Source organism: Fictibacillus sp. WQ 8-8 (genome assembly GCF_024494405.1).
GTDB lineage: Bacteria > Bacillota > Bacilli > Bacillales > Fictibacillaceae > Fictibacillus_C > Fictibacillus_C marinisediminis.
In genome coordinates this window covers 333,449-359,725 of sequence record NZ_JAMXKG010000004.1, presented here as the reverse complement: position 1 = coordinate 359,725, position 26,277 = coordinate 333,449, and the positions used below count along the sequence as shown (strand labels likewise).

Here is a 26,277-nt window from a genome sequence, read left to right as displayed (position 1 = left end):
ATTTTGTAGAAGGATTCTTATGGAGGATGTAGAAATTTAATTTATGTCTAATTCAAAATCAAAAGTATGGGTAGATGGAGATGCATGCCCGGTTCCGATTAGGAATTCTATTATCGAACATTGTCGGGAATTTAATTTATCGGCATTTTTTGTCATTTCATATGCCCATTATACAGCCCCTTCACCTGGTGTAGAATGGATTCTGGTCGATGCCAACCGTGAAGAAGTAGACCTGTATTTAATGAATCATTCAATGAAAGGAGATATTGCGGTTACTCAGGATTTTGGCCTGGCCAGTATCCTGGTCCCAAAAGGTGTGATTACGTTCCATCCCCGCGGTTTTTTATACCGGGAGGAAGATATGGAAAAAATGCTTTTTGAAAGGTACATTTCCGGGAAAGAAAGAAGAGCCGGCAAACGTACAAAAGGACCAGCGAAGTTTCAGGATTCTGATCTTGAACGTTTCTCCGGACAATTTAAAAAAATGTTGTCGAATATTGAAGGATTTCAATAACTCTTAACGAATAACTATAACCTGTGTGATTTTTACAGAGGAAAGTAAATAAAGCGGTGTTTAAACATGGCAGAACGAATTCCGGACGAACTGATAGAAAAAGTTCGAACATCTCAAGATATTGTTGAACTAGTCAGTGACTATGTAACCTTGAAGAAACAAGGGCGCAATTATTTTGGCTTATGCCCATTTCACGGAGAGAAATCCCCTTCCTTTTCTGTTTCGCCTGATAAGCAGATCTACCACTGTTTCGGTTGCGGAGCAGGCGGTAATGCTTTCTCTTTTCTAATGAATATCGAAGGATTTTCATTTCTTGAGTCAGTGAAGCATATTGCACAGCGAACGGGAATAGATTTACCTCAACTGGAACGGCAGTCTGGAAACAGCAAATCCTCAGATAACCGGGCAGTCATGGGCGAGGCTCATGAACTTTTGGCGAAACTATTTCATCATTATCTGCTCAATACTGAGCAAGGTTTGAAAGCTCTCGACTATTTAAAGGGCAGAGGGTTTTCGGATGAAGTCATCTCCCGGTTTCAAATCGGGTTTGCACCTGATTCCTGGGATGCGGCCACCAACTTCCTCAGCAGAAGAAACTTCTCGCTGGAGCTCTCTGAAAAAGCCGGTTTGCTTGGCAAACGGGACTTTGACGGTAAATTCTTTGACCGGTTCAGAAACCGGATCATGTTTCCAATCTGGGATAAAAACGGTAAAGTCATCGGCTTTGGGGGCAGAATTTTGGACAGCGGGGAACCCAAATATTTAAACAGCCCTGAGACCTTGCTGTTTAATAAAGGCAAGAACTTGTATGCCTTGCATTTATCCCGTCCGGAAATGAGGAAAAAACAGCAGGCTGTTCTATTTGAAGGGTATGTTGATACGATTGCTGCCTGGAGAGCAGGCGTTGAAAATGGGGTGGCTACACTTGGAACTTCTTTGACAGAAGATCAGGCAAAACTGCTGAAACGAAATGTACCTTCTGTCGTTATCTGTTATGATTCGGATCATGCAGGTGTTGAAGCCTCCTTTAGAGCTTCATCGATTTTATTAAAAGCAGGATGCAATGTGAAAATTGCGAAAATGCCAGACGGTCTTGATCCCGATGACTATATCCAAAAATATGGAGCCGAGAAGTTTAACAGGGATGTAATAGGGGCAAGTTTAACCGTAATGGCTTTTAAAATTCAATATTACAGAAGAGGTAAAAATCTCAACGATGAAGGAGAACGAATGCTCTATATCGAAGAGATAATAAAGGAAATCAGCCAATTGCCTAATGCGGTTGAAAAAGACCATTATTTAAGGCAGCTTGCTGATGAATTTAACCTCTCTCTGGAAGCTCTAAAGCAGCAGCAGTTTTATACAGCTAAGCAGCAAAAGCGAAAAAAGGATAATGTTGACACAAACAGGAATAATAACCCTAGGAATAATACTTACTATAACAAACCGCTTTTGCCTGCCTATCATAATGCTGAACGGATTCTACTTGCGCATATGCTGAAAAACACAGACGTTGCCATCAGGGTTCAGGAGTTACTGGGAGCATCATTTAACATTGAAGAACACAATGCGGTTGCAGCTTATTTATATGCCTTCTATGAAGAAGGAAATTTGCCCAATGTTGGTTTGTTCCTGCAGCGCATTGAAGATGACAGGTTAAAAAAGATTGCTTCCGAGCTGGCGATGCTGACTGTCAATGAACATCTTTCCGATAAGGAAATGAGTGATTATATAAGACAGATCACCAACTATCCTAAATGGCTGGTGATACAGGGTAAAGAAAAGCACAAAAAGGAAGCGGAACGCGGGCAGGATTTTGCCAGGGCGGCCCAAATAGCAATGGAGATACTTCAAATGAAAAAAGAATTAAAAGGCTGATTATTTTTTTGTTGAAGTGTGGAAGGAGGGGATCGAATGGCTGAGAAACCAAACCGTCGCGAGACGGAGGGCGAATTAACCATCGATCAAGTAAAAGAGCAATTAATTGAAGCAGGGAAAAAGAATGGTGCGCTGACCTATACGGTCATTACCAACAAACTAGCGCCTTTTGATCAGGATTCAGAGCAAATGGATGAGTTCTACAACTTCCTTGAAGAACAGGGTGTAGAAGTAACCGATGAATCTGATTCTGATGAAGAAGAGCCTAAATTTGAAGCAGGCAAGGAAGAAGAAGAGTTTGACCTCAACGATCTCAGCGTTCCTCCAGGGGTGAAAATTAATGACCCTGTCCGAATGTACTTAAAAGAGATCGGCCGCGTGGATCTTCTTTCTGCAGAAGAAGAAATTTCCCTTGCTAAACGAATCGAAGAAGGTGACGAAGAAGCAAAACGCCGCCTTGCTGAAGCGAACCTTAGGCTAGTTGTAAGTATTGCCAAGCGTTACGTAGGCCGCGGGATGCTCTTCCTTGATCTTATTCAGGAAGGCAACATGGGACTTATTAAAGCGGTTGAGAAGTTTGATTACCGTAAAGGCTATAAGTTCAGTACGTATGCCACATGGTGGATCAGACAGGCTATAACACGAGCTATCGCTGACCAGGCAAGAACCATCCGTATTCCTGTTCATATGGTAGAGACAATAAATAAATTGATCCGCGTCCAGAGGCAGCTACTGCAAGACTTGGGCCGCGAACCGACGCCTGAAGAAATTGGTGCGGAAATGGATCTCACTCCGGACAAAGTACGCGAAATCCTGAAGATCGCCCAGGAACCTGTTTCTCTTGAAACACCGATTGGTGAAGAAGACGATTCTCACCTTGGTGACTTCATTGAAGACCAGGACGCACTAGCTCCTTCTGAAGCTGCAGCTTATGAGCTGTTAAAAGAGCAGCTCGAAGATGTACTCGATACCCTCACCGACAGAGAAGAGAATGTTTTGCGTTTAAGATTCGGTCTTGATGACGGCCGTACACGTACTCTGGAAGAAGTTGGGAAAGTCTTCGGAGTAACCCGTGAACGGATCCGCCAAATCGAAGCTAAAGCACTTCGTAAACTCCGCCATCCAAGCAGAAGCAAGAGATTGAAGGATTTCTTGGAATAAAATAGATCAGTGATAAAGTCTGCCCTTGCCGGCAGGCTTTTTTATTTTGCTCAATGATTTATTGAACGAATGCAGGAAAATAGAACATAATAACATTTTTACCAGTTATTATTATCCATTTTACTGATAAATTTAGCTGAATGCAAATCAACCGGATAAAAAAAGACTTCCAAAAGAAGGAAAAATAAACGTAAAAATAATAATGTTAATGTTGTAAAAATTCTGCCTTTATATCTATAATAAACTTGAAAGCGATTACACACAATGGTGAAATTATACAAAAGGTGGGGTCATCCATGAATTACGCATTGACAGATGAGCAAGCAATGATACAAAAAATGATGAGGGAATTTGCTGATGAAGAAGTTGCGCCTGGCGCAGAACAAAGAGACAAAGAAAAAAAGTTCCCTGTTGAAATTTTTCAGAAGCTAGGGAAGCTGGGAATCATGGGCTTGCCTTTCCCTGAAGAATATGGCGGCGGAGGGGCAGATACCATTTCTTTTGCGATCGCAGTAGAAGAACTAAGCCGAGCATGCGGTTCTGCCGGTATCACGTATTCGGCACATGTTTCTCTTGGCGGAGCTCCCCTCTATTTGTTTGGAACAGAAGAGCAGAAGCAAAAATATCTTGTGCCAATCTGTACAGGAGAATCGATGGGTGCTTTTGGTCTGACTGAACCGAACGCTGGCTCAGATGCTGGGGGAACACAAACAACCGCTGTGAAACAAGGCAATCAATGGGTGATCAGCGGAAGCAAGTGCTACATTACAAATGCAAGCTATGCCAAGCATCTCGCACTGACAGCAATTACAGGGAAAAATGACGGCAAGAAAGAGATCAGTGCCATTATTGTTCCTACTGACTCTGAAGGTTTTAAAGTGATCGATAACTATGAGAAACTGGGGCTTCATTCTTCAAACACTACTGAATTAATCCTTGACCAAGTAAAAGTTCCAGAGGAGAATTTGCTTGGACAGCGTGGAGATGGTTTTAAGCAATTTCTGATCACGCTTGACGGCGGACGTATTGGTATTGGTGCGATGGCAGTAGGCATTGCACAGGCTGCCTATGACAAGGCTCTTGCTTATTCTAAAGAAAGAAAGCAGTTTGGGACCGCTCTTTCTAAATTTCAGGCGATTCAATTCAAACTTGCTGACATGGCAATGAAGATTGAACTGGCGAGGAACATGGTATACAAAGCCGCCTGGTTAAAAGACCAAGGGAAAAGGTTTTCCAAAGAAGCAGCAATGGCGAAGCTTTACGCTTCAGAGGCTTGCATGCAGATCTGTTCGGAAGCGGTTCAGATTCACGGTGGTTACGGGTACATGAGAGACTATCATGTAGAGCGCTATTTCCGTGATGCTAAGCTGACTGAAATCGGTGAAGGAACGTCTGAGATTCAAAGAATGGTAATATCCAGAGAAATCGGCTGTTAATTCTAAAGAATGGGGTGAATTATGACAGAGCTGCAATCCGTAACTATTGGAAAATATCTTGAAGAGCAAGTGAAGAAATTCGGCTCTCGTGAAGCTGTTGTATACAGCAATCTAGGAATCCGGTATTCCTATAAAGAATTTTACGATTTAACTGCGAAAGTAGCTAAAGGATTAATGTCACTCGGTATTAAAAAGGGAGATCATATTGCAGTCTGGGCAACCAATGTGCCGGAATGGATATTGCTGCAATTCGGCTCAGCAAGAGCGGGGGCGGTATTAGTAACGGTAAATACCAGCTACCAGCAGACTGAACTGGAATACCTCCTAAAACAGTCAGATTCAAAAGCCTTATTTCTCATAGAGGGCTTCAAAAACACGTCCTATGTACAAATGGCTCAGGCTGTTCAATCCAAAAACGAACAATTCCCTCTGCTAGATCAATTCATTTATATAGGCAATGGCCAGCCAGAAGGGATGTCAAACTGGGAAGAGATGCTTCGTTCAGGAGAAAACATTTCCGATGAGGAGCTCCTAGAGAGAGAAAAATGCCTGGAGCCTTCAGATGTCATTAACATGCAGTACACGTCAGGCACGACTGGTTTTCCAAAAGGGGTCATGCTGACGCATAGTAATATTCTTGGAAACGCTCATCATTTGGCGGCAGCCATGAGGTTAACTGAACAGGACCGTCTATGTATTCCGGTACCGTTCTTTCACTGCTTTGGGTGTGTGATCGGAACGTTAACAGCAGTTTCCGCTGGAGCAGCTATGGTACCCATCGTTCAATTCAGTGCAAAGGAAGTCCTGGAGACCGTCGAAAAGGAAAAATGCACGGCGCTTCACGGCGTACCTACAATGTTCATTGCAGAGCTGAATTATGAAAATTTCCAGCAGTACGATTTAAGTTCTCTTCGGACAGGAGTGATGGCAGGATCTACTTGTCCAATTGAAGTCATGAAGAATGTCATCAGTAAAATGGGAATGTCAGAAATCACAATTGCTTATGGACAGACAGAAACCTCGCCGGTCTTTACTCAAACGACACCTGATGATCCTATTGAAAAGAGGGTGGAGACGGTTGGGAAAAAGCACCCGGGTGTTGAAATCAAAGTTATCGATCCTGCAACAGGCAAGACGGTACCTTTTGGAGAACAGGGGGAACTCTGTACAAGAGGCTACCACGTGATGAAAGGATATTATAAGATGCCTGATGCGACCAGAGATGCGATTGATCAGGAGGGCTGGCTCCATACCGGTGATCTGGCTGTGATGGACGATGAGGGCTACGTGGCCATCACAGGCCGTTTGAAGGATATGATCATCCGCGGCGGTGAAAACATTTACCCGCGAGAAGTCGAAGAATTTTTATATTCGCATCCTTCAATTCTCGATGTTCAGGTGATCGGAGTTCCGGACGAAACATTTGGAGAAAAAGTGGCTGCCTGCATCCAGCTAAAAGAGGGGCATAGTATTGGGAAAGAAGAACTGGCTGCCTATTGCCAAGGAAAGATATCCAAGTTCAAAATTCCTGAATACATGATTTTTGTAGACGAATATCCAATGACGGCATCTGGTAAAATTCAAAAGTATAAATTGCGTGAGGAGGCTAAAAAGCAAATTGAAGCAGAACAAGGTATAGTGACCTGACCGTCCGCAACTGCGGGCGTTTTTTCTTTGCTGCATCAGGTGATCATTTAATATGAAATCCATACACTATGTTTAATTCCAAGTTTGAAGGCTTTTTACAAAACTAGTAAAAGTTTAACTTTCTCTTTCCTTCGACTCTTTTTTCAAGTAAAATAGGATATGGATTGTTAGCACTTACATAAGCAGGCAAAATGTACATCAAATGTATAACAGATGAAGGAGGAAAAATGATGAAACGTAATCCGCTTATTCCTTTTATCTTTACAGGAGTAATTGGCATTATTCTCATTATCGGCATGTCATTTTGGGGAATACATAATCAGGAACAAGCGAAAAAGGAAAAAGAACAGGCTGCACTTGATCCTGCAGCAATTTTTAAACAAAACTGTTCTTCCTGCCATGGCCAAAACCTGGAAGGCGCGGTTGGTCCTAACCTTCAAAAAGTCGGAGCCAAATATTCAAAAGAGCAAATCACTAATATTCTTAAAAATGGTAAACCTGGCGGAATGCCCGCTGGTGTCGTAAAAGGCGAAGAGCAACAAATCATTGCAAAATGGCTTTCAGAGAAAAAATAAAAGAAGCTGACTTCAATCAACAGCCTTATGGCGTTATGATTGAGTCGGCTTTTTTACTTTTTTCCTGTGACATGATAATAATAAGTAGTACGATAATAAAAACAGGTGGATAAAAATGAAACGAGATAACCTTTCCTTAAGACTTAAAACAGTAGCAAATTATGTGCACCGGGAGGCAGTGATAGCTGATATTGGTTCGGATCATGCCTACCTTCCATGCTATTTAGTACTTGAACACCAAGTTGTATATGCGATTGCGGGTGAAGTAAATGAGGGTCCCTATCAATCAGCATTAAAAGAAGTACAATCAGCGAACCTCCAGACTAAAATATCAGTCCGCAAAGGAGACGGTCTTGAAGTGATCTCTCCCAACGAAACGGATGTAATCACCATTTGCGGAATGGGCGGTCAACTGATTGCCAGTATTTTAGAAAAAGGGAAATCCAAGCTGGAAGGTGTTAAAAGACTAATATTGCAGCCGAATGTAGGTGCAGACTCGGTCAGAATTTGGCTTAAAAATGAAGGATGGACCTTAACTCAGGAGGAAATTTTAAAAGAAGACGGCAAGATTTATGAAGTACTGGTGGCAGATCGCCAAGAAGGGAACCAGCCCTATACTGAGAATGAAACGCTTGAACTATTGCTGGGCCCTTTTTTGATGAAGCAAAAGAATGAGGCATTCATTGAAAAATGGAGAGGCGAGCTTGAGCAGTGGACCAAAATCCTTCAGCAAATGGAATCAAGCCAATCTCCTGATTCGATGGAGCGAAAACGGCAATTGATGAAAAGAATAGAATCCGTAAAGAAGGAGCTGGAATCGTGAATAAATACGCAAACGGGCACTCGGTCATTGGTGAGCTGCATGCCTTGGCACCAAAACATCTTGCGGAAGAAGGAGACCCGATCGGATTGCAGGTCGGAAATTTGAACAAGCCTGTAAAAAAAGTCATGATTGCCCTGGATGTATTGGAAGAAGTAGTGGATGAAGCGATTGAAAAAGGAGCGGAATTGATCATCGCCCATCACCCGATGATTTACCGACCGCTGAAAAAAATTGATCTCTCCATGCCGCAGGGAAGAATGATTGAAAAGCTCATTAATAATGACATAGCAGTATACGCAGCACACACGAATCTGGATGTAGCGAAGGGCGGAGTGAACGACTGGCTGGCTGAGGCCTTGCACCTCGAACAGACAGAAGTTCTTAAAGGCACCAAAGAGATATCCCTGGTCAAACTTGCGGTATATGTGCCGGAAGAACAGGCGGATACTGTCAGAGAAGCCATGGCCGCGGCAGGAGCAGGTCATATCGGTCAATATAGCCATTGTACGTTTAATACGTCAGGTGAAGGTACCTTCAAGCCTCTTGAGGGGACAAATCCTTTTATCGGCACGAAAGGAAAGATTGAAAGGGTAAATGAAATCAAAATAGAAACGATGATTTCTGAAGACCTGGTGAAACAAGTCATATCCTCCATGAAGAAAGCTCATCCCTATGAAGAGGTGGCTTATGATCTGTATGAACTGAAAAACGAAGGAGAAACCCTCGGGATTGGAAAGATTGGCCGTCTTGCGGAAGAAATGCCGTTTGAAGATTTTATCCAGCACGTTAAACAAGCATTGGATGTACCAGCCTTGCGTGCGGTGAAAGGGCACTCGAGGCCAGTCAGAAAGGTTGCTGTGGTAGGCGGTGATGGAAACAAGTTCATATCTGCTGCCATCATGAAGGGGGCAGATGTGCTCGTAACAGGGGATATGTATTATCATAATGCCCATGATGCCCAGGCAGCAGGCTTGTCCATAATCGATCCCGGACATAATGTGGAGAAGATCATGAAAACAGGACTCTCTACTTTTTTATCAGGAGAATTGAAAAAAAAGGGCTACACTACCGAAGTCATTTCTTCAGCAGTTCATACCGATCCATTTCTTTTCTATTAAAAAAATAAAAGGCTGACAAACCACTTGGTTATGTCAGCCTTTTTATTATTGCTTCGTTTTTACTTTTGGCAAGATCTTGCTTAAGCTTACTTTTCTTTCTTTTTCCCAAGTCGAAGGATCTTTATCGTCATATTGCTCTAAAAAAGAGATAACTTCCTTCGTGATGGGGGTAGGGGTGGAGGCACCGGATGTGATGCCGACGATATTCACATCTTTAAGCCAATCCAGTTCAATTTCAGCTACATCAGCAATACGGTAAGCCGGTGTTCCTGCAATTTCCTGTGAAACTTGTGCCAGACGGTTCGAATTGTTGCTTTTCGGATCGCCTACAACAAGAACAAGATCACATTCTTTTGCCTGCTCTGCAACAGCCTCCTGTCGAACCTGTGTAGCCAAACAGATTTCTTTATGAACCTCGGCGTTTGGGTATTTTATTAGCAGCTGTTTAATGATCTCAGCTACATCCCACTGGCTCATCGTCGTCTGGTTCGTAATAAGAATCTTGGCGTTCTCAATCGTCAGGTTGGCAATGTCCTGCGTGTTTTCAATCAAATGAACCGCATGGGGAGCAATGCCAATCGCACCTTCCGGCTCAGGGTGGCCCTTTTTGCCAATATAAATGACTACATATCCCTCTTTTTCCTTTTCCCGGATCAAGTCATGTGTTTTGGTAACATCTGGACACGTTGCATCAATTTCAATCAGCCCTTTTTCATGAGCGATGCGTCTCACTTCTGGAGATACTCCATGAGCTGTGTAAATAACAGTGCCCGACTCAATGTTGCGGATGATGTCCAAACGGCTCTTCCCGTCCAGCGTAATAATTCCCTCTTCTTCAAAAGCATCGGTAACATGTTTATTATGAACAATCATGCCCAAAATATAGATAGGCCGGGGCAATGATGGATCTTTAGCCGCCTGTCTTGCTAATACCATGGCATCAACTACGCCATAGCAATAACCTCGAGGAGATATTCTAACAACCTTCATTTTCATCTCTCCCTTATAAACTAAAAAGATCTGCTGTTCAGATGAAATGGTCTGAACACCTCTTCCCATTATAAAGGAGAGCGTATAAGAAAACAATGAAGCGGACTTTGAGCTAAATGAACAGCTTTGGTGGAGGCTGCAGGCGTGTGACCGGTCTTTTACTCGATGATTTCGGCGGCTTTCCAACATTTTTTACTTTTCTGGCTGCAGGACCGATAATAATTTTAGCGTCTTCTGGAGTGCCTGCCGGTATATCATAAGGAAAGCTGCTTTCTTCCAGCATCTCGCTGTCTACTGCAACTTTTACAGGCTTAGCTTCAGTTTTGGGTTTCTCTTTCTTTTTAGGTTTGCTTTGAGGAGCTGCTTCTTTTTTTGCTTTTGTTCTTTCGTCTCTGGCTTCTTTTTTTTCTTTTATCGTTTTGTTTGTGTTATCTCTAAATTCTTTTAAGGACTTCATCATGTCCGGTAGATTTTTTACCATTGGCCCGTACTGTTTTACCATGGGACCCATTGTTTCAGCAACCTGCAGCATTTTTTGAACGTTTTCCACCATGGTCAGAACGTTCAACGGCGATCTGGCCGCACCGCCTAGACCGGCTAGAGACCGCATGCCCGCTGGAGGAGTGAATCGCTGTCCAGGCGGTATACCCGCCGATCGTCCGCGCTGAGGACCTATAGGGGGATATGGATGCATTGTTTGACCCTCCCTTCAGAAAAATACCCTTCACTTAAAGATATGAAAGTCTGGCTCAAAGGTGTGCGGATGTCTTGGCAAAACGGCAGAATTCCTTTTCTTCATAGCTAATTTTCAAGACTTCATCTATAATACTAAAAGTAGACAATACAAATGGAAAAAAGTCAGGTGATAAAAAATGAAAACAGCGTTTGACCGTTTAAATATAAAACCGTTTTTATTAAACGCAATGATCGAGCAAGGATTCAAAAAACCGACAGATATTCAGGAGCGAGTTGTTCCGGGAATTCTGAACGGTTATGACATTATCGGACAGTCACAGACCGGTTCAGGTAAAACTTTAGCTTTCCTTTTGCCGGTACTGAATAAGATCAATACCGAAAAAAATGAAATTCAAGCGATCATCACGGCGCCTACCCGTGAACTCGCACAGCAGATCTTTGACGAGTATGAAAAGCTGTCGGAATACTTTCCTGAAGATGATTTCATCCGGGCGAAGACGGTCGTTGGTGGAACCGACCGAAAAAGAATGGCTGACCGTCTGAAGAATGCTCCGCATTTGATCATCGGTACACCAGGGCGCATTAAAGACTTGGTGAACAATGAAGGAATCAATATCTTTTCGGCAACGACGCTCGTTGTTGATGAAGCTGATCAAATGCTCGATATGGGATTCATTGAAGACGTCGACCAGGTGGCAGCACGTATGGCAACAAAAATTCAAATGCTTGTGTTTTCCGCGACAATCCCGGAAAAGCTGCAGCCGCTGCTTAAAAAATATATGAATAATCCGCGCCATGTTCATGTGAGCCCTGAACAGACGACAGCGAAAGAAATCAAACATGTTTTGATTCCGCTAAAGCATAAGGACAAGATAAAGACTTTGATCGAAGTTGCAAAAGCGTATAATCCTTACCTTTGTTTAGTCTTCGTCAACACGAAGAAAACAGCAGATGAAGTAGCGGATGCCATGCTCGCAGAAGGCATGAATGCCGAGCGGCTGCACGGCGATGTTCCTCCGCGTGAACGGAAGAATATCATGAAACGAGTGCAAAAAGCAGAGTTTCAATATGTTGTAGCGACTGACCTGGCAGCGAGGGGCATTGATATTAAAGGGGTAAGTCATATCATTAACTTCGAGCTCCCAGCCGATTTGGATTATTATATCCATCGTACAGGCCGGACAGGCCGTGCTGGAATGTCAGGCATCGCGGCAACCATCATTGAACCTTCTGATCAGCTCGCTATTCAAAAACTGCAGAATCGAAAAATTCTGTTTGTTCAAGAAGAGCTGAAGAACGGGGAATGGAAAGAGGTGCCCCTTCGAATAAGAAAGGCCACTGTCCAAAAAGGAAGCACAGGTGCAAGTGTACAGAAACCTAAAAAAGTGAAGCCAGGCTATAAAAAGAAGATGGCAGAAGAAAAACGCAGAATGGAAAAAAGGCAAAATCGCAATAAAAGATAATCATCAAGGTTAGAGAAGGAGATCAGGTATGCTGAAACTAGGATCACACGTATCAATGAGCGGAAAGAAAATGCTTCTTGGGGCAAGTGAAGAAGCAGCTTCCTATGGAGCCAATACTTTCATGGTTTATACTGGTGCGCCTCAGAATACCCGCAGAAAAAAGATTGAAGATCTGAACATTGAAGCGGGTATCAAGCATATGCAAGAAAATGGCATGACAGAATTGGTCGTGCACGCACCATACATCATTAACATCGGAAACTCAGTCAAACCGGAAACTTTCCAGCTGGGCGTTGACTTTCTTACTTCTGAGATCGAACGTACAGCTGCCATTGGCGGAAAGCAAATCGTTCTTCATCCCGGAGCCCATGTTGGTGCGGGAACAGAAGATGGGATCAAGAAAATTATTGAAGGTTTGAATGAGGTGCTGACACCTGAACAAAATGTTCAGATTGCACTGGAGACTATGGCAGGAAAGGGTTCGGAATGCGGCTGTACGTTTGAAGAATTGGCCTCTATTATTGATGGGGTTCACCTTAACGATAAGCTTTCCATCTGCTTTGATACTTGTCATACGCATGACTCTGGATATGATATCATCAATGATTTTGATGGAGTGCTGAACACATTTGACAAATTGATCGGCCTTGATCGTCTGAAGGTTCTTCATATCAATGACAGCAAGAATGAGCGCGGTGCCCGAAAGGACCGCCACGAGAACATCGGATTCGGAAAGATCGGTTTTGATGCATTAAACTATATCGTCCACCATCCGCAGCTTGGCGATGTCCCTAAAATATTAGAGACACCTTATGTTGGAACAGATAAGAACAATAAAAAACCTCCATATCAACTGGAGATCGAAATGCTGAAGAATAAAGAGTTTGTTCCGACTTTGCAGGAACAGCTCCTAACTGTATAAAAAAAGAGGCGGAAAAACGCCTCTTTTTTATCTGTTTAAATAATTGTTGATTAAGTATTGGATGTAATTTGCTTTCTCGCGGCTCACTTCTGCGGCAATCGCTTCAATGATTTCTGCACGCTGGGCAGCATTTGTTATGTTAATGTTGTATCTTCTTAAAATCCCGATCACTTTATTGGCTTCCTGCATGGAAACCGGAAACTGATACTGTCCTGCCAATTGAACGAGTTCCTGGGCAGTAAGCTGATTTAATTTCGAGTTGACCATATGGACCATAAAAGGATTCATTTTATCCCCTCCTATTCACCCTATCCTATGAAGGAGCGGAAAAAAAGTGAACAGAAAAAAGCCGCTTAGAGCGGCTTTTTAGTAATTTATATCACAGAATGAAACATGAAATTTATCAGAAATAATAAGGCGATTACATACAGTGGTGCAGGGATCTGCTTGCGCTGTCCCACTGCCATTTTCAAAACGGGATAAGCAATGAAACCGAAGGCCAGCCCGTCAACAATGCTGTATGTTAAGGGAATGAGCGCGATGATCAAAAACGCAGGAAATCCTTCTGTAAAATCAGAAAGCGGGATATGCTGTATATTTTGGACCATAAGACCACCAATAATGATCAGTACCGGCGCGATTGCTCCGTCTGGTATCATGCTGAGGAATGGAGTGACAGCAATCGAGGCAAGGAACAAGATCCCTGTAACGACACTCGTCAAACCCGTTCTGCCTCCTTCGGAAATCCCAGCAGCACTCTCTACTGTAGAAATGGTAGGGCTTGTACCAAGTACGCCTGAAATGAGAGATGCCACGGCATTTGCCTGAAAGGCTTTTGGGAATTTTCCGCGATCTGGCAGAAGGCCGTGAAGGAGCCCCATGTTTTCAAATGTAACAATCATCGTAAGTGAAAACGTAGCAATCCAGAATGGAAGGCTGAAGATTCCTTTGAAATCTGCTCCGAAAAAGAGCTCCATAAAGGGCGCCAATTCAAGCTTATTATGAGTATCTTCCGTGCCATGCGCCCAGCCGGTTAGGTAACTTATCAGGCAAGTAAGCGCAATTCCAATCAAGAAGCTGCCTTTCACATTTCTTGAAAAAAGAAACAAGGTTACGACCAGCCCTATGATGGTAAGCAAAGTGGTCGGATGCCCTAAGTGTCCAAGCTTCACAAAAGTAGTAGAACTGGCTTCAATAATTCCGCCTTTTTGCAGGCCGATAAATGCTAGAAATAATCCAATGCCAACCGTTATACTATGCTTTAAAGAAGCTGGAATACTTTCTGACAGTACATCCTTAAGCCGGGTTGAGGCAACAGCCAAAAATAAAATACCTGAGATGATAACAGCAGCAAGCGCTTCTCTCCATGAAAGCCCCATACCTTGTATGATGGTATAGGTAAAAAAGGCGTTTACGCCCATACCCGGCGTTAAAATGATCGGAGCGTTCGCATAGAATCCCATAAAAAAGCATCCGGCTACAGAGGTCAGGATAGTGGCAAGAAGTACGCCGTAATAAGGCATTCCTGCATCAGCCAGTATTAAAGGATTGACGATAATAATATAAGCAATGGTGAAAAATGATGTAACACCAGCAAGTACTTCCTGTTTTATGGAACTGCTGTGTTTCTCTAACTGAAAAAATTTTGATACGTTCAAGTGTTTCCCTTCTTTATTTACTTATCCCTCTCCCACCCAGCAGCCAAGAGCTGCCAATTAAAAATTATAACGCAATGCCTCCTTCTTGACTACTCCTTCTTTTTAAAGGTTTCAAAGTGGAGGGGAAGTAGCATTAAACAGAGCAAAGGATGATAGAAATGACATATAAAGCAGTATGTTTTGATATGGACGGTGTATTGGTTGATACGATGAAAGACCATGCAAAGGCGTGGAACTATGCCTTTGGTGAGCAGGGCCACATCATTAGTGAAGATTACTTTTACGAGCTGGAAGGAATGCCGGGGATGCAGACCATTCTTCATGTCAATAACCGCCATCTGCTCAAATTATCTGATACTGAACAAGAAGAAATCTATCATAATAAACGGTCGCATTTTATACAAAATTCTACCTATGCCTTCTATGACGAAACCGTTGATGCCATCCTGGCTTTAAAGGAAGCAGGGATACCGATCGCTCTTGCGACAGGGAGCAGAAAAGAGTTTGTACAGGAAGTACTTGAAAAGCTGCGGATCTCATTTGATGCTGTAATTACAGGCGATGATGTTGAAAAAGGTAAGCCTTCACCAGAGCCTTATGAAAAAGTGTTTAAGCAGTTTTCGTATTCAGCTGAAGAATGGATTGTCGTTGAAAACGCACCGCTTGGTATTCAGGCCGCTGATGATTCCGGTGCCTATGTTCTTGCGCTACTGACCACACTTCCTGAAGAAAAGCAGTCCAGGGCAGATGAAATTCTCAAAGATCATGGGAGGTTGAAGGAGTACTTGCTGAGAAAGCTGAGAGGATAAGCTCGCTATTTTACAAAATGAGAGGTTTCTTGTATACTTTATTGGAATTTAAATCGTAACCGTTACTATTAGATGGAGGCGCGTATGTCACAGCAAGCTGTTAAACCAGCCGTTAAGATAGAGGATCTTTCCTTCCATTATGGAGACCGAAACGTTCTTGAACATATTACATTTGAGATTCCTGAAGGATCGTTTATGGGACTTGTCGGTCCGAACGGCTCTGGCAAATCCACCTTGATCAAATGTATTTTAGGGCTGTTAAAACCGCAATCCGGCAAAGTTTTTTTGTTCGGAGAGCACTTGAGCCAATTTAGAAACTGGGATGAGATAGGGTACGTGTCCCAAAAAGCCAATAGTTTTAATACAGCTTTTCCAGCGACTGTCTATGAGGTGGTATCGATGGGGCTGTTCGGCAAGGTTGGCCTGTTCCGGTTTTTGACCAAGAAACATAAGCAGAAAATCATTGAGGCGATTGAAACCGTAGGCATGACACCTTACATGAACCGAAATATTGGTGAACTTTCGGGCGGCCAGCAGCAAAGGGTGTTCATCGCGAGAGCGCTTGTCAGCGACCCGAATCTGCTTATCCTGGATGAACCGACTGTCGGTGTCGATTCTGCATCGGTTTCCAGCTTCTATCAGATGCTGAAAAACCTGAACCGCGAGAAAGGCCTGACACTGCTCCTTGTTACACATGATGTAGGTGTCATGTCTGACTATGTCACCCATGTGGCCTGTTTGAATAAACAGCTGCACTTTCATGGAAATACAGCTGAGTTTGAGAAAACCTCTAAAGAAGGCTTTTCACAAATGTATGGGCACCATGTCCATGTAATAGAACATCAACATTAACCGGAGGAAGAGTGGATGTCATTCCCGTTTTTTCAATATGATTTTTTGCAGAATGCATTTCTTACAGGAATTATGATTGGTCTATTGGCCCCTGTACTTGGTGTATTTATTGTTGTTAGAAGACAATCTTTAATTGCAGATGCACTGTCGCATATTACACTGGCAGGAATTGCAGCAAACCTTTTGCTGGGCCGTAACGTCGGATTCTTCAGCGGGCTTAATCCTCTATATATGGGGATGGTCTTCTCGGTCGGGGGCGCAGTGGGGATCGAACAGCTGCGCAAAGTATATAAGCATTATGAAGAACTTGCCATACCAATTATCATGTCAGCCGGAATCGGACTGAGTGTTATTTTTATCTCACTTGCGAATGGTTTTAACACGGACTTATTCAATTATTTATTCGGAAGCGTACTGGCTGTTAAAGAATCCGATGTATGGACAATCTTTTTTATTCTTTTGCTTGTGTTTGCCTTTGTACTGTTTTTATATAAAGAATTATTTGTGCTCTCCTTTGATGAGGAGCAGGCTGCTGTTTCTGGGATTAGAGGAAAGTGGATACAGTTTCTATTCATTGTCATGGTGGCTCTTGTCATTGCTTCTTCCATGAAAATTGTAGGGATTTTGCTTGTTTCTTCTTTGATGACATTGCCGGTTGCAGCCAGTATCCGGCTTGCGAACGGGTTTAAGCAGACATTTGTTTTGTCTGTCATCTTTGGCGAAACAGCGGTCATTCTTGGCCTCATTCTGTCTTATTATCTGGACTTTGCCCCTGGCGGCACTATCGTAATGATCTCGGTTATCATTTTATTGCTGTCGCTCTTGTGGAAAAAGCTGCGTTCCAGAAGAAAAATAGCGATTAACCAATAGTGGAGGTGCAGTATGGACGTTTTAACCGCCATTGATTTATTGAAAAAGAAGGGCTATAAATATACCGATAAACGGAAAGACATCCTTCAATTGTTTTCCGATGAAAAAAGGTATCTAAGCGCCAGAGATGTTCAAGATTCACTGAAAGAGAATTATCCTGGATTGAGTTTTGATACCATTTACCGCAATCTTTCTACCTTCTCAGACCTGGATATATTAGAAGAGACTGAACTGGAAGGGGAGAAAAAATTCCGGTTCACTTGTCCTACACAGGAACATCATCATCATTTGATCTGTTTGAAGTGCGGAAAGACAAAGGAAATCAATGCCTGTCCTATGGAAAATGTAACCACAGATTTGTCGGACTTTACCGTTACCGGACATAAATTCGAAATTTATGGTATCTGCCAGGTATGTGTAAACTGATCGAGGATTGAGGTATGACTTTCCTCTAAATGTGGCATCCTAGCCGTAAAGGAGGAGAGTCATTTTGCCAACAGTAAAATGTAATGTAGCCAACTGCACATATTGGGGAGAAGGCAACAATTGTGTAGCCGATGCCATCCTTGTTGAAATCGATAAGCATGCCAACAATAGATACGATATGGAAGCAAGCGGTGATCTGAGCGGAGATGCCAATCACAAAGACAACGCCGATAAACCGGCTGAAACCTGCTGCCATACATTCAAGCGAAAACAATGATAAAAAAGGAGCGTTTACCGCTCCTTTTTTATTTGCCGCTTCAGCTTTTCATTAAATTAACAACTATATTTACCTTGTTTAAAGCCATACTAAAAACGCTCCACAAAAGAAAGTGAGGGATTCGGTATGGCAGAAGATAAAGAATTTGAATCGGAATACAGAAGAGAACCTGTTAACCGGGATTCGGATTACAGAGAGGAAATGGCTGCTGATGTTGTCCCGATCACGAGCGGAGCAGCTCTTCCTGAGTATGATCGTCCCCGAGACGAACGTGAGCATGTAGAAAGAGAAAGACATGAAGAAAGAGATGACCGCGGCCAGGCAGGAAGGGTAATCGGAATGTTTTCCGTTATCCTGTCTGTTCTGTCATTGTTCATTCTTCCTGTCCTTTTCGGGGCTGCCGGTATTATCGGCGGTTTTATTGCAGCTAGGCGGGGAGCAACTACTTCAGGTTACTGGGCGATCGGTATTGGGATTGCTTCCATTGTCATCAGTTTATTATTTGCCCCCTTCTTTTAAATACAGGAGCAAAAAAAGCCTGCCGGTTCATCCGGCAGGCTTTTTGTTATTTTACAAATTCAGCTTGTTGTTTTGCATGATGTTCTTCAGCCAATTTATCGATTTCTTTTTTCAGCTCATCAAGCAGCTGATCTTCTGGAATCTTGCGTACAATTTCTCCGTGGCGGAAAAGCAAACCTTCGCCTCTTGCGCCTGCGATGCCAATATCAGCTTCGCGCGCTTCTCCTGGTCCGTTAACGGCGCAGCCGAGTACAGCAACCTTAATCGGCGCACGAATTTTAGAGATATATTCCTCTACTTCATTGGCGATTGAAATCAGGTCAATTTCAATTCTTCCGCATGTAGGACAAGAAATCAGTGTAGCTGCATCAGAAAGCAATCCGAACGATTTCAGCAGCTCTCTTGCCACCTTCACTTCCTCAACAGGGTCTGCACTTAAAGATATACGGAGTGTGTTTCCGATTCCTTTGCTGAGGATAACACCCAATCCTGCTGCACTTTTTACGGTTCCGGCAAAAAGAGTACCGGATTCGGTGATGCCGAGATGGAGAGGATAGTCAAAGGCTTGTGCTGCTTTTTCATACGCTTCTATTGCCAAGTTAACATCAGAAGCCTTCATGGACACGATAATGTCATGAAAATCAAGATCTTCGAGAATCTTAATATGATCAAGTGCACTCTCAACCATGCCTTCTGCTGTCGGGTATCCGTATTTTTCAAGATATTTCTTCTCGAGAGAGCCCGCGTTAACACCGATACGAATCGGAATACCTTTAGCTTTTGCTGCTTTAACGACAGCTTCTACTTTTTCTTTGCGCCCGATGTTGCCCGGGTTGATTCTGATCTTGTCGGCGCCGCCTTCAATCGCTTTAAGAGCGAGCTTATAATCAAAATGAATATCAACGACAAGCGGAATGGATATTTGTTTTTTTATATCGGCAATAGCCTCTGCTGCGCGCATGTCAGGACAGGCGACGCGGACAATTTGGCATCCTGCCTCTTCCAGGCGTTTGATTTCTGCAACAGTAGCTTCAACATCATGCGTTTTTGTAGTCGTCATGCTTTGAACGATTACCTGGTCGTTGCCGCCGATTGTTAAAGGGCCGACTTTGACAGGTCTCGTTTTTGAACGATGCGTAATTTCACTCATTGGTGAACCGCTCCTTTAATTTCTAGTATGACAGATAAAAAGCAACATCTGTACAGTAGTACATTTTATCAAGGGTTCCTTTAGTTTGGCAAGAAATCTAGTGTTTTAGTTCTTTATAGACCGGAAAATTATACATCTTTCCAACTTGAATGCTTTCAGGCCGGATATTGTGATTATATCTCTGAAAGTCCTTAATAATCTCAGGAATTGGCTTGGAAAGGGAAGCGGGGTTCACCTTTTCAATGATCGAAAGAACGGTATCTCCAGAAAAAACTTTCACTTTTTTATAAGGTGTGCTATTTTTTATACTGACCGCAGAAACGGGGGCTGGTTTTGAGCTATAGGACTGTAGAGTTCCAATTTTGAGATCATAAGCAATGGTATAAACAATAACTAGTGACAGGCAGAAGAGCAGAAATTTTTTCAAAGGCTTGTCCCCCTTTTGATATATGGAGAATATATATGCTGCGGCCTCTCGGTTTATTCCTTTAGACACCTATTTTTCAAGTATTAAATTGCTCCTTGAAAGTTATGTGGTGTAAAATGGAAGTATATCTGCAAGAAAAAGAGAAAGATACAGGGTCAAAAAGGGAAATACAAACAATGAGGTGGAGTATAAACATGAAATGGAATGCAAAATGGTTAGTGCCAATAATGGTCTTACTTACATTCATGGTACCTTTAAAAGCATTTGCTGATGCAGCGCCTGGAGATGTAATCGTAACACTTGGCGAAGATCTGACACCGGACCAAAAGGCAAAAATCTTAGAAGAGATGGGTGTTGACTCTAACGTTGATTCCGTAAATGTAACGAACGAAGAAGAGCATCAATATCTCGGTAAGTATATTTCCAAAGCGCAATTAGGAACACGTGCTATTTCATCTTCAAAAATCACACTTGCTGAGAAGGGTAAAGGGCTGCATGTGGATTCGAAAAACATCAACTGGGTAACCGACAGCATGATTGTTAATGCTCTTGTAACAGCAGGAGTAAAGGATGCAGACATCTATGTTACTGCTCCGTTCGAAGTGTCTGGAACAGCTGCTCTTACAGGAATCCTAAAGGCCTATGAACAGAAAGCTAACGTGAATATCCCTGAGGAAAAGAAGCAAGTTGCCAATGAAGAGGTTGTAAGAACGGCACAGCTTGGTGATCGAATCGGAACGAAGGAAGCCACACAGCTTATTACAGAAATCAAACAAGAGCTGGCCAAACATCCGGTTAATAATGAAGATGAACTTCGTGATCTCATCAAACGGGTAGCTGAGCGTCTCGGAATTCAGCTGACAGATGAAGAGCTGAACGGACTCGTTTCACTATTTAACAAAATGAAGGATCTTAACATTAATTGGGATAATGTTCAAAATCAGCTGCAGAATGTCCGTGATAACCTGGATGGATTTTTAAATAAAGACGAAACGCAATCTTTTCTCCAAAAGTTCATCGACTTTATTATTTCCATAATTGATGGCATAAAAGGCCTGTTCCAAAAATAAGAAAAAGCAAAGAAGGAGCCTGGTTAGGGCTCCTTCTTTTTTTATCCTTTTGGCTGTGGAGTTTCTTTAATGGAAAGATGAAGAAAAACAGAAGCCACTGCCCAATAGATGAGAAAAGAGAAGGGGACGTCTGTATGTAAAAGTTTCATGATGGCAAAGAAAACAGTAGGAAGTGTTACGGCATAGGCAGACATGATCCACAGCTGCCTGTAAGAAAGCTTTCGATGGCTGATATTTTGCAGCACTAATCCGATGACGGCCAAAACCGTAACCCCGATAAACTTTAACGCGACCGTAAAGACATAGATAAATAAAAATAACAAAGGTATCAGAACAGGCAGCAGATCGAATAAGGTGTTTGTCCAGGAGTTGATATCTTTCTTGGTCAACTTCACATCGCCGAGGGTGTTGTAAGGAACCTTCTGAGTTTCCCCGCCAGATATGACGATTGCTTCGTTATGCAAGAGAGCGATCACGTTTGTATAATCTGAGAGATCATCTTCTTTTATTGATCCTGTTGTATCAAAAATGAAGGTTTCACTGCTGTCTGTATGAACAACAGGCTTTTTCAGATCGGATGTTAGCTTTCCGTTTTGCAGCGAAAAGTCAGGAATCTCAGAAGTCATCGATTGCTTGAACTCTTCTATGCCCGATTTAAAGGCTAAAGAAAAGGCAATACCCACCGGGATTGATGTCAGCAGGATCAAAAAAAATACATAGCCTATGGCTTTGCCGATTCCCTGAAAACGGAGACGGGCAATCATTGGAGGGGAATACAGGCTTTTGAAAAAATGGTTGAAAATTCTCATTGAACTCCTCATTTCCTGAATGGTCTATATTAATTTTAGCGAATTATGAGGAAACAGACAATGAGGAGAACATTCCTTTGTAAAGGTTTTGCGAAGCGCCTTTACATGACCTTCATAAAACTAGATAATGGCATAAGAATGATTAGATAAAAGGGGTTGTAATTCTATTGGGTGTTCAGGATATGCTGTTTCAATTTTTAGGCGGGCTCGGCCTTTTTCTATTTGGAATTAAATATTTAGGTGAGGGTCTGCAAAACTCTGCCGGTGATCGGCTGAGGAACCTTTTGGACAGTCTGACGACCAATTCATTTACAGGAATTCTGGCTGGCTTATTCGTAACTATGCTCATTCAATCCAGTTCTGCCACAACGGTATTGACGGTAGGGCTCGTAAATGCAAGAATGCTGACGCTTAGACAGGCAGTTGGGATCATTATGGGGGCCAATATCGGTACTACTTTCACTGCCTTTATCATTGGATTTGATGCAGCGGGATTTGGTCTGCCACTGCTTGCGGCAGGGGCATTCTTCGTTTTTTTTATCCGGAGTTACAAATATGTTTTCATCGGAAGAATTTTATTCGGCCTGGGCGGGCTATTTTATGGCCTTCAGCTAATGGGAGCAGGGATGGAACCTTTGCAGTCCTCCCTTGATTTTCAAAACATCACGGCACATTTAAACGATCAGCCGTTTTTGGGCATCGCCATTGGAACTTTGGCAACGATGATCCTTCAATCCTCAAGCGCGACCGTGGGCATACTGCAGCAGATGTTTTCAATGGACCTGATTCATTTAAACGGTGCCCTTGCTGTTCTTTTTGGTGATAATATCGGAACCACCATCACAGCTGTGATCGCATCGTTCGGGGCCTCTCAGAATGCCAAGAGAGCAGCACTGGTTCATGTGCTGTTCAATCTCATAGGGACGATTATTTTTGTGATTATCTTTATCCCTTACAAAGGGTTGATCCAATGGATTTCAAGCAGTCTCCATCTGGAGCCTGCCATGCAAATTGCCTTTGCGCACGGAATTTTCAACATCGGCAATGTTATTATCCTGTTTCCATTTATTTCATTGCTGGTCTTTACAGTCTCAAAATTGATTAAAGATGATCAATGGTCTGTTGACAGCAAGACGGTAAAATTGGACGAGAAAGTCATCAACAGTTCTCCGGAATTTGCCCTGCATCAAGCTAGGCAGGAGCTGCTGAAAATGGCTGACTATTCAAGGGAGGGTCTCAGCCAGGCGTTGCTTTTCTTCCAAACCCGGAAAAATAAGCATGCCGATACAGCCATGCAGTATGAAGAAGAGATTAACCGGTTTGACAGGCAAATCACCAAGTTTCTCGTTAAACTTTCTATTCATTCTTTGTCCAAGAATGAATCTAAAGAGCATACGATGCTTCTCAATCTGTGCAAGGACATCGAAAGAATCGGGGATCATATGAAAAATATGATTGATCTGGTCTGCTTTATGGCACGAAATAATATTAAACTTTCGGAAGTAACGTCACGCGACTTTGAAAACATGATGATCCTGACCCAATCCTGCCTGACAAAAGCGATTATTTCTCTTGAGACGAACGATAAACCGATGGCTGAGGAAGTTCTGAACATTGAGGACGATATTGATGAAATGGAGAAAACACTGAGAAAGAAACACATTCAGGACATCAACAACAATTTAAGCACCGGCCAAGAAAGTGTGGTGTATGTTGACTTTATCAGCAATCTAGAACGGATCGGAGACCATTCTGTCAATATTGCAGAAGCAGTGCTTGATCGATAAACCTACTTAAAACACTACAGGAGGCTTACTGATGGATTATGTATATTGGATATTAATCGGCCTGTCGTTCGTTCTGGCATTCGCTGCCCTGATCTTTCCCATACTGCCTGGAGCGCTTTTTCTGGCTCTTGGGTTTGTGCTCTATGGAATTTTTTATTCCTTTCAGCCATTTACGCCCTTTTTCATCGGTGTAGAAGTGTTTTTGCTGGCAACTCTTTTTGTAGTGGATTATTTCAGCAATTTGTTTGGAGTAAAAAAACGGGGCGGTTCCAAAGCGGCCGTATGGGGCAGCACGGTCGGCCTGCTCCTTGGCCCATTTGTGATTCCTGTTGCCGGCATCATCGCCGGACCGTTTCTGGGTGCGTTTATTGCAGAATTGATCATCGGGCGAAAATCAATAGGAGAAGCGGCTAAGGTAGGGTTTGGCTCAGTTCTTGGTTTTTTGGGAGGAACGGTTGCTAAGATCATCATTCAAGTGATCATGATTGGCTATTTTCTTTTTGTTGTATTATAAAAATAGTGCTTGCTAAAATGTTGGAGACGTGCTATATTTATATCTGTCTCACCGAGGGTTTTCAAAATGGTCATGAAAAAAAGGTTTGACTTACATAGCTTAAAAATGATATAGTAATTCTTGTCCCTTAGAGGACAACATTGTTCCACAGTAGCTCAGTGGTAGAGCTATCGGCTGTTAACCGATCGGTCGTAGGTTCGAGTCCTACCTGTGGAGCCAAAATATGGCGGTGTAGCTCAGCTGGCTAGAGCGTACGGTTCATACCCGTGAGGTCGTGGGTTCGACTCCCTCCGCCGCTACCATATTTTTTTAGGCGATGGCGATCGTGGCGAAGTGGTTAACGCACCGGATTGTGATTCCGGCATTCGTGGGTTCAATTCCCATCGGTCGCCCCATTTTTATTTACATAACTATCTTAATACATAAAATGGACCCTTAGCTCAGTTGGTCAGAGCGGTCGGCTCATAACCGATTGGTCGTAGGTTCGAGTCCTACAGGGTCCACCATTTTTCAGCACATGGAGGTATACCCAAGTCCGGCTGAAGGGATCGGTCTTGAAAACCGACAGGGGTGTAACAACCCGCGGGGGTTCGAATCCCTCTACCTCCTCCATAATTTCTTAATTTTTATATCATCGCAGGGTGGAGCAACGAGCGTTACAGCATGATTATGCTGCGAGTAACCTCAACGGATACACTCCAATGATTACTCGAGTAGAGGAAGAGGTAAAGCCTCTGAGAGACAGTCAATAATTACGGAGGAATAACATCGTCCGTCAACTTAATACCATCGCGGGGTGGAGCAGTCTGGTAGCTCGTTGGGCTCATAACCCAAAGGTCGCAGGTTCAAATCCTGTCCCCGCAACCATAATACCTAAAGTGGCTCGATAGCTCAGTCGGTAGAGCAGAGGACTGAAAATCCTCGTGTCGGCGGTTCGATTCCGTCTCGAGCCACCATTTTCATACATAGTCAACCTTTGCCCAACGTGGTGAAGGTTTTTTGTTTTTAATGAGAAACTTTTGTTTTAATATCTCCCATAACGAGGGATAAAAGAAGTCCGGCTATGTACATAATAAACTTTGATTAAAGAGGGTTAATCGTTGAAAGTTCCGGGTAAATCTGATAATGTATGAGTTGGGATACTTATTAAACATTATTGTTGCTTAACTATGTTTTCAATTTTGGGGTTTTTTCTCCAAAATGAAATATAAAAAATGTTTACATACCAAGGAGGAGATTGATCATGGCAAAGTTTGAACTGCCTGCTTTACCTTATGCTGCAAATGCACTGGAACCACACATTGATGAGACTACAATGAATATTCACCACGACCGTCATCACAAAACGTATGTTGATAACTTGAACGCAGCACTTGAAGGCCAAGCTGAGTTTGAAAACAAAGGCCTAGAGGACCTTCTTTCCAATCTTGATGCATTGCCTGAAAACATTCGCACAGCTGTACGCAACAATGGCGGCGGACATGCGAACCACAGCTTATTCTGGGAAATCCTAAAACCAGGCGGATCCAACGAACCTACTGGTGAAGTAGCTGAACGCATCAACAGTAAATTCGGAAGCCTTGATTCATTCAAGGAAGAGTTTGCAAATGCTGCAAAAGGCCGTTTCGGATCTGGTTGGGCTTGGCTAGTTGTTAATAACGGTGAGCTTGAAGTAACAAGCACAGCGAATCAAGATAACCCTGTGATGGAAGGCAAAACTCCAATCTTAGGTCTTGATGTTTGGGAGCATGCATATTACTTGAACTATCAAAACAAACGTCCAGATTACATTAATGCATTCTGGAATGTAGTAAACTGGGATGAAGTTGAAAAACGTTATAACGAAGCAAAATAATGCAGAAAAGCCGGCCAGGTTCTTTGAAAAA

The 26,277-nt window shown here is 42.9% G+C and carries 27 protein-coding genes and 7 tRNA genes; 27 read left to right on the top strand and 7 right to left on the bottom strand.

Annotated features, from left to right (window positions below):
* Positions 1–43 precede the first annotated feature (43 nt).
* The 8 genes from M1K46_RS11420 (at position 44) to M1K46_RS11385 (ending at position 9,152) form a co-directional block, all read left to right on the top strand.
* Positions 44–514, top strand: coding sequence for a YaiI/YqxD family protein (locus M1K46_RS11420; RefSeq protein WP_256226069.1), 471 nt, complete (start codon positions 44–46; stop codon positions 512–514).
* A gap of 66 nt (positions 515–580) precedes the next feature.
* Positions 581–2,392, top strand: coding sequence for a DNA primase (gene dnaG / locus M1K46_RS11415; protein ID WP_062234897.1), 1,812 nt, complete (start codon positions 581–583; stop codon positions 2,390–2,392).
* Positions 2,393–2,428: 36 nt separating this feature from the next.
* Complete coding sequence (rpoD, locus tag M1K46_RS11410) at positions 2,429–3,553, top strand: RNA polymerase sigma factor RpoD (protein WP_053357843.1); 1,125 nt, start codon at positions 2,429–2,431, stop codon at positions 3,551–3,553.
* A gap of 296 nt (positions 3,554–3,849) precedes the next feature.
* The gene (locus M1K46_RS11405) at positions 3,850–4,989 is read left to right on the top strand and encodes an acyl-CoA dehydrogenase (RefSeq protein WP_062234899.1); all 1,140 of its coding nucleotides are present in this window, start codon (positions 3,850–3,852) and stop codon (positions 4,987–4,989) included.
* Positions 4,990–5,010: 21 nt separating this feature from the next.
* On the top strand, positions 5,011–6,636 hold the full coding sequence (locus M1K46_RS11400; RefSeq protein ID WP_256226068.1) for an AMP-binding protein: 1,626 nt from the start codon (positions 5,011–5,013) through the stop codon (positions 6,634–6,636).
* 230 nt (positions 6,637–6,866) lie between these two features.
* Positions 6,867–7,211: a cytochrome c550 gene (cccA, locus tag M1K46_RS11395; RefSeq protein WP_053357846.1), complete on the top strand. Its 345-nt coding sequence runs from the start codon at positions 6,867–6,869 to the stop codon at positions 7,209–7,211.
* A 115-nt stretch (positions 7,212–7,326) separates the two neighbouring features.
* The gene (locus M1K46_RS11390; RefSeq protein WP_053357847.1) at positions 7,327–8,034 is read left to right on the top strand and encodes a tRNA (adenine(22)-N(1))-methyltransferase; all 708 of its coding nucleotides are present in this window, start codon (positions 7,327–7,329) and stop codon (positions 8,032–8,034) included.
* Positions 8,031–9,152, top strand: coding sequence for a Nif3-like dinuclear metal center hexameric protein (locus tag M1K46_RS11385; protein WP_256226067.1), 1,122 nt, complete (start codon positions 8,031–8,033; stop codon positions 9,150–9,152). Before M1K46_RS11390 ends, M1K46_RS11385 begins: the two co-directional genes overlap by 4 nt.
* A gap of 45 nt (positions 9,153–9,197) precedes the next feature.
* Here the strand turns inward: M1K46_RS11385 and M1K46_RS11380 are convergent, their stop codons facing one another.
* Positions 9,198–10,142 carry a 4-hydroxy-3-methylbut-2-enyl diphosphate reductase gene (locus M1K46_RS11380; protein ID WP_256226066.1) on the bottom strand — a complete coding sequence of 315 codons (945 nt, stop codon included), beginning with the start codon at positions 10,140–10,142 and terminating at the stop codon, positions 9,198–9,200.
* 112 nt (positions 10,143–10,254) lie between these two features.
* Positions 10,255–10,836, bottom strand: coding sequence for a VrrA/YqfQ family protein (gene vrrA / locus M1K46_RS11375; protein WP_062234914.1), 582 nt, complete (start codon positions 10,834–10,836; stop codon positions 10,255–10,257).
* A gap of 178 nt (positions 10,837–11,014) precedes the next feature.
* Between vrrA and M1K46_RS11370 the strand changes: the two genes are divergently transcribed.
* On the top strand, positions 11,015–12,301 hold the full coding sequence (locus tag M1K46_RS11370; protein ID WP_256226065.1) for a DEAD/DEAH box helicase: 1,287 nt from the start codon (positions 11,015–11,017) through the stop codon (positions 12,299–12,301).
* A gap of 28 nt (positions 12,302–12,329) precedes the next feature.
* Entirely contained in the window at positions 12,330–13,223 is an 894-nt protein-coding gene (locus tag M1K46_RS11365) for a deoxyribonuclease IV (RefSeq protein ID WP_091004618.1), read from the top strand.
* Between the two features lie 27 nt (positions 13,224–13,250).
* Here the strand turns inward: M1K46_RS11365 and M1K46_RS11360 are convergent, their stop codons facing one another.
* Both M1K46_RS11360 and M1K46_RS11355 read right to left on the bottom strand, forming a co-directional pair.
* A complete protein-coding gene (locus M1K46_RS11360) occupies positions 13,251–13,511 on the bottom strand; it encodes a DUF2624 family protein (RefSeq protein WP_053357853.1) in 261 nt (86 codons plus the stop codon).
* Positions 13,512–13,597: 86 nt separating this feature from the next.
* The gene (locus M1K46_RS11355) at positions 13,598–14,881 is read right to left on the bottom strand and encodes an NCS2 family permease (RefSeq protein WP_256226064.1); all 1,284 of its coding nucleotides are present in this window, start codon (positions 14,879–14,881) and stop codon (positions 13,598–13,600) included.
* 158 nt (positions 14,882–15,039) lie between these two features.
* On the opposite strand from M1K46_RS11355, the gene M1K46_RS11350 reads away from it, so the two are divergent.
* The 6 genes from M1K46_RS11350 to M1K46_RS11325 all read left to right on the top strand — a co-directional run bounded on the left by M1K46_RS11350 (position 15,040) and on the right by M1K46_RS11325 (position 18,634).
* Positions 15,040–15,690 carry an HAD family hydrolase gene (locus M1K46_RS11350; protein WP_256226063.1) on the top strand — a complete coding sequence of 217 codons (651 nt, stop codon included), beginning with the start codon at positions 15,040–15,042 and terminating at the stop codon, positions 15,688–15,690.
* Positions 15,691–15,774: 84 nt separating this feature from the next.
* Positions 15,775–16,542, top strand: a complete 768-nt coding sequence (locus tag M1K46_RS11345) for a metal ABC transporter ATP-binding protein (protein WP_062234925.1) — start codon at positions 15,775–15,777, stop codon at positions 16,540–16,542.
* 15 nt (positions 16,543–16,557) lie between these two features.
* On the top strand, positions 16,558–17,412 hold the full coding sequence (locus M1K46_RS11340; protein WP_091004627.1) for a metal ABC transporter permease: 855 nt from the start codon (positions 16,558–16,560) through the stop codon (positions 17,410–17,412).
* Positions 17,413–17,424: 12 nt separating this feature from the next.
* Positions 17,425–17,838: a Fur family transcriptional regulator gene (locus M1K46_RS11335; RefSeq protein WP_062234930.1), complete on the top strand. Its 414-nt coding sequence runs from the start codon at positions 17,425–17,427 to the stop codon at positions 17,836–17,838.
* A gap of 64 nt (positions 17,839–17,902) precedes the next feature.
* Positions 17,903–18,115: a DUF1540 domain-containing protein gene (locus M1K46_RS11330; protein WP_053357859.1), complete on the top strand. Its 213-nt coding sequence runs from the start codon at positions 17,903–17,905 to the stop codon at positions 18,113–18,115.
* Between the two features lie 126 nt (positions 18,116–18,241).
* Entirely contained in the window at positions 18,242–18,634 is a 393-nt protein-coding gene (locus tag M1K46_RS11325) for a hypothetical protein (RefSeq protein ID WP_053357860.1), read from the top strand.
* Between the two features lie 46 nt (positions 18,635–18,680).
* On the opposite strand, the gene ispG is transcribed toward M1K46_RS11325, so the two are convergent.
* Together ispG and M1K46_RS11315 are read right to left on the bottom strand one after the other, a co-directional pair.
* Complete coding sequence (ispG, locus tag M1K46_RS11320; protein WP_062234938.1) at positions 18,681–19,784, bottom strand: flavodoxin-dependent (E)-4-hydroxy-3-methylbut-2-enyl-diphosphate synthase; 1,104 nt, start codon at positions 19,782–19,784, stop codon at positions 18,681–18,683.
* A gap of 97 nt (positions 19,785–19,881) precedes the next feature.
* Positions 19,882–20,211: a hypothetical protein gene (locus M1K46_RS11315; protein WP_256226062.1), complete on the bottom strand. Its 330-nt coding sequence runs from the start codon at positions 20,209–20,211 to the stop codon at positions 19,882–19,884.
* 194 nt (positions 20,212–20,405) lie between these two features.
* Here M1K46_RS11315 and M1K46_RS11310 point away from each other — a divergent pair, with 194 nt between their 5' ends.
* Entirely contained in the window at positions 20,406–21,281 is an 876-nt protein-coding gene (locus M1K46_RS11310; protein WP_091005265.1) for a DUF1002 domain-containing protein, read from the top strand.
* A gap of 41 nt (positions 21,282–21,322) precedes the next feature.
* Here M1K46_RS11310 and M1K46_RS11305 read toward each other — a convergent pair whose 3' ends face one another.
* Positions 21,323–22,090 carry a DUF1189 domain-containing protein gene (locus M1K46_RS11305; RefSeq protein ID WP_256226061.1) on the bottom strand — a complete coding sequence of 256 codons (768 nt, stop codon included), beginning with the start codon at positions 22,088–22,090 and terminating at the stop codon, positions 21,323–21,325.
* Positions 22,091–22,272: 182 nt separating this feature from the next.
* Between M1K46_RS11305 and M1K46_RS11300 the strand changes: the two genes are divergently transcribed.
* From M1K46_RS11300 to M1K46_RS11255, 10 genes are all read left to right on the top strand, one after another.
* Positions 22,273–23,877 (top strand): Na/Pi cotransporter family protein, encoded by a 1,605-nt coding sequence (locus tag M1K46_RS11300; protein ID WP_305584994.1) that lies wholly within the window; start codon positions 22,273–22,275, stop codon positions 23,875–23,877.
* 31 nt (positions 23,878–23,908) lie between these two features.
* The gene (locus M1K46_RS11295) at positions 23,909–24,391 is read left to right on the top strand and encodes a DUF456 domain-containing protein (protein ID WP_256226060.1); all 483 of its coding nucleotides are present in this window, start codon (positions 23,909–23,911) and stop codon (positions 24,389–24,391) included.
* A gap of 144 nt (positions 24,392–24,535) precedes the next feature.
* Positions 24,536–24,610: transfer RNA gene (locus M1K46_RS11290), tRNA-Asn, on the top strand.
* A gap of 6 nt (positions 24,611–24,616) precedes the next feature.
* Positions 24,617–24,693, top strand: a tRNA-Met gene (locus M1K46_RS11285).
* A 17-nt stretch (positions 24,694–24,710) separates the two neighbouring features.
* Positions 24,711–24,786, top strand: a tRNA-His gene (locus M1K46_RS11280).
* A 34-nt stretch (positions 24,787–24,820) separates the two neighbouring features.
* Positions 24,821–24,897 (top strand) — tRNA-Ile (locus M1K46_RS11275).
* A 13-nt stretch (positions 24,898–24,910) separates the two neighbouring features.
* Positions 24,911–25,003, top strand: a tRNA-Ser gene (locus M1K46_RS11270).
* Positions 25,004–25,181: 178 nt separating this feature from the next.
* Positions 25,182–25,258: transfer RNA gene (locus M1K46_RS11265), tRNA-Met, on the top strand.
* Positions 25,259–25,271: 13 nt separating this feature from the next.
* A tRNA-Phe gene (locus M1K46_RS11260) sits at positions 25,272–25,347 on the top strand.
* 287 nt (positions 25,348–25,634) lie between these two features.
* Entirely contained in the window at positions 25,635–26,246 is a 612-nt protein-coding gene (locus tag M1K46_RS11255) for a superoxide dismutase (protein WP_053357866.1), read from the top strand.
* Positions 26,247–26,277: the final 31 nt, after the last annotated feature.

Coding starts and splice junctions, on each gene's coding strand:
- M1K46_RS11420 (WP_256226069.1), top strand. CDS start 44: ATGTCTAATTCAAAATCAAAAGTATGGGTAGATGGAGATGCATGCCCG.
- dnaG (WP_062234897.1), top strand. CDS start 581: ATGGCAGAACGAATTCCGGACGAACTGATAGAAAAAGTTCGAACATCT.
- rpoD (WP_053357843.1), top strand. CDS start 2,429: ATGGCTGAGAAACCAAACCGTCGCGAGACGGAGGGCGAATTAACCATC.
- M1K46_RS11405 (WP_062234899.1), top strand. CDS start 3,850: ATGAATTACGCATTGACAGATGAGCAAGCAATGATACAAAAAATGATG.
- M1K46_RS11400 (WP_256226068.1), top strand. CDS start 5,011: ATGACAGAGCTGCAATCCGTAACTATTGGAAAATATCTTGAAGAGCAA.
- cccA (WP_053357846.1), top strand. CDS start 6,867: ATGAAACGTAATCCGCTTATTCCTTTTATCTTTACAGGAGTAATTGGC.
- M1K46_RS11390 (WP_053357847.1), top strand. CDS start 7,327: ATGAAACGAGATAACCTTTCCTTAAGACTTAAAACAGTAGCAAATTAT.
- M1K46_RS11380 (WP_256226066.1), bottom strand. CDS start 10,142: ATGAAGGTTGTTAGAATATCTCCTCGAGGTTATTGCTATGGCGTAGTT.
- vrrA (WP_062234914.1), bottom strand. CDS start 10,836: ATGCATCCATATCCCCCTATAGGTCCTCAGCGCGGACGATCGGCGGGT.
- M1K46_RS11370 (WP_256226065.1), top strand. CDS start 11,015: ATGAAAACAGCGTTTGACCGTTTAAATATAAAACCGTTTTTATTAAAC.
- M1K46_RS11365 (WP_091004618.1), top strand. CDS start 12,330: ATGCTGAAACTAGGATCACACGTATCAATGAGCGGAAAGAAAATGCTT.
- M1K46_RS11360 (WP_053357853.1), bottom strand. CDS start 13,511: ATGAATCCTTTTATGGTCCATATGGTCAACTCGAAATTAAATCAGCTT.
- M1K46_RS11350 (WP_256226063.1), top strand. CDS start 15,040: ATGACATATAAAGCAGTATGTTTTGATATGGACGGTGTATTGGTTGAT.
- M1K46_RS11345 (WP_062234925.1), top strand. CDS start 15,775: ATGTCACAGCAAGCTGTTAAACCAGCCGTTAAGATAGAGGATCTTTCC.
- M1K46_RS11340 (WP_091004627.1), top strand. CDS start 16,558: ATGTCATTCCCGTTTTTTCAATATGATTTTTTGCAGAATGCATTTCTT.
- M1K46_RS11335 (WP_062234930.1), top strand. CDS start 17,425: ATGGACGTTTTAACCGCCATTGATTTATTGAAAAAGAAGGGCTATAAA.
- M1K46_RS11325 (WP_053357860.1), top strand. CDS start 18,242: ATGGCAGAAGATAAAGAATTTGAATCGGAATACAGAAGAGAACCTGTT.
- ispG (WP_062234938.1), bottom strand. CDS start 19,784: ATGAGTGAAATTACGCATCGTTCAAAAACGAGACCTGTCAAAGTCGGC.
- M1K46_RS11310 (WP_091005265.1), top strand. CDS start 20,406: ATGAAATGGAATGCAAAATGGTTAGTGCCAATAATGGTCTTACTTACA.
- M1K46_RS11305 (WP_256226061.1), bottom strand. CDS start 22,090: ATGAGAATTTTCAACCATTTTTTCAAAAGCCTGTATTCCCCTCCAATG.
- M1K46_RS11300 (WP_305584994.1), top strand. CDS start 22,273: ATGCTGTTTCAATTTTTAGGCGGGCTCGGCCTTTTTCTATTTGGAATT.
- M1K46_RS11295 (WP_256226060.1), top strand. CDS start 23,909: ATGGATTATGTATATTGGATATTAATCGGCCTGTCGTTCGTTCTGGCA.
- M1K46_RS11255 (WP_053357866.1), top strand. CDS start 25,635: ATGGCAAAGTTTGAACTGCCTGCTTTACCTTATGCTGCAAATGCACTG.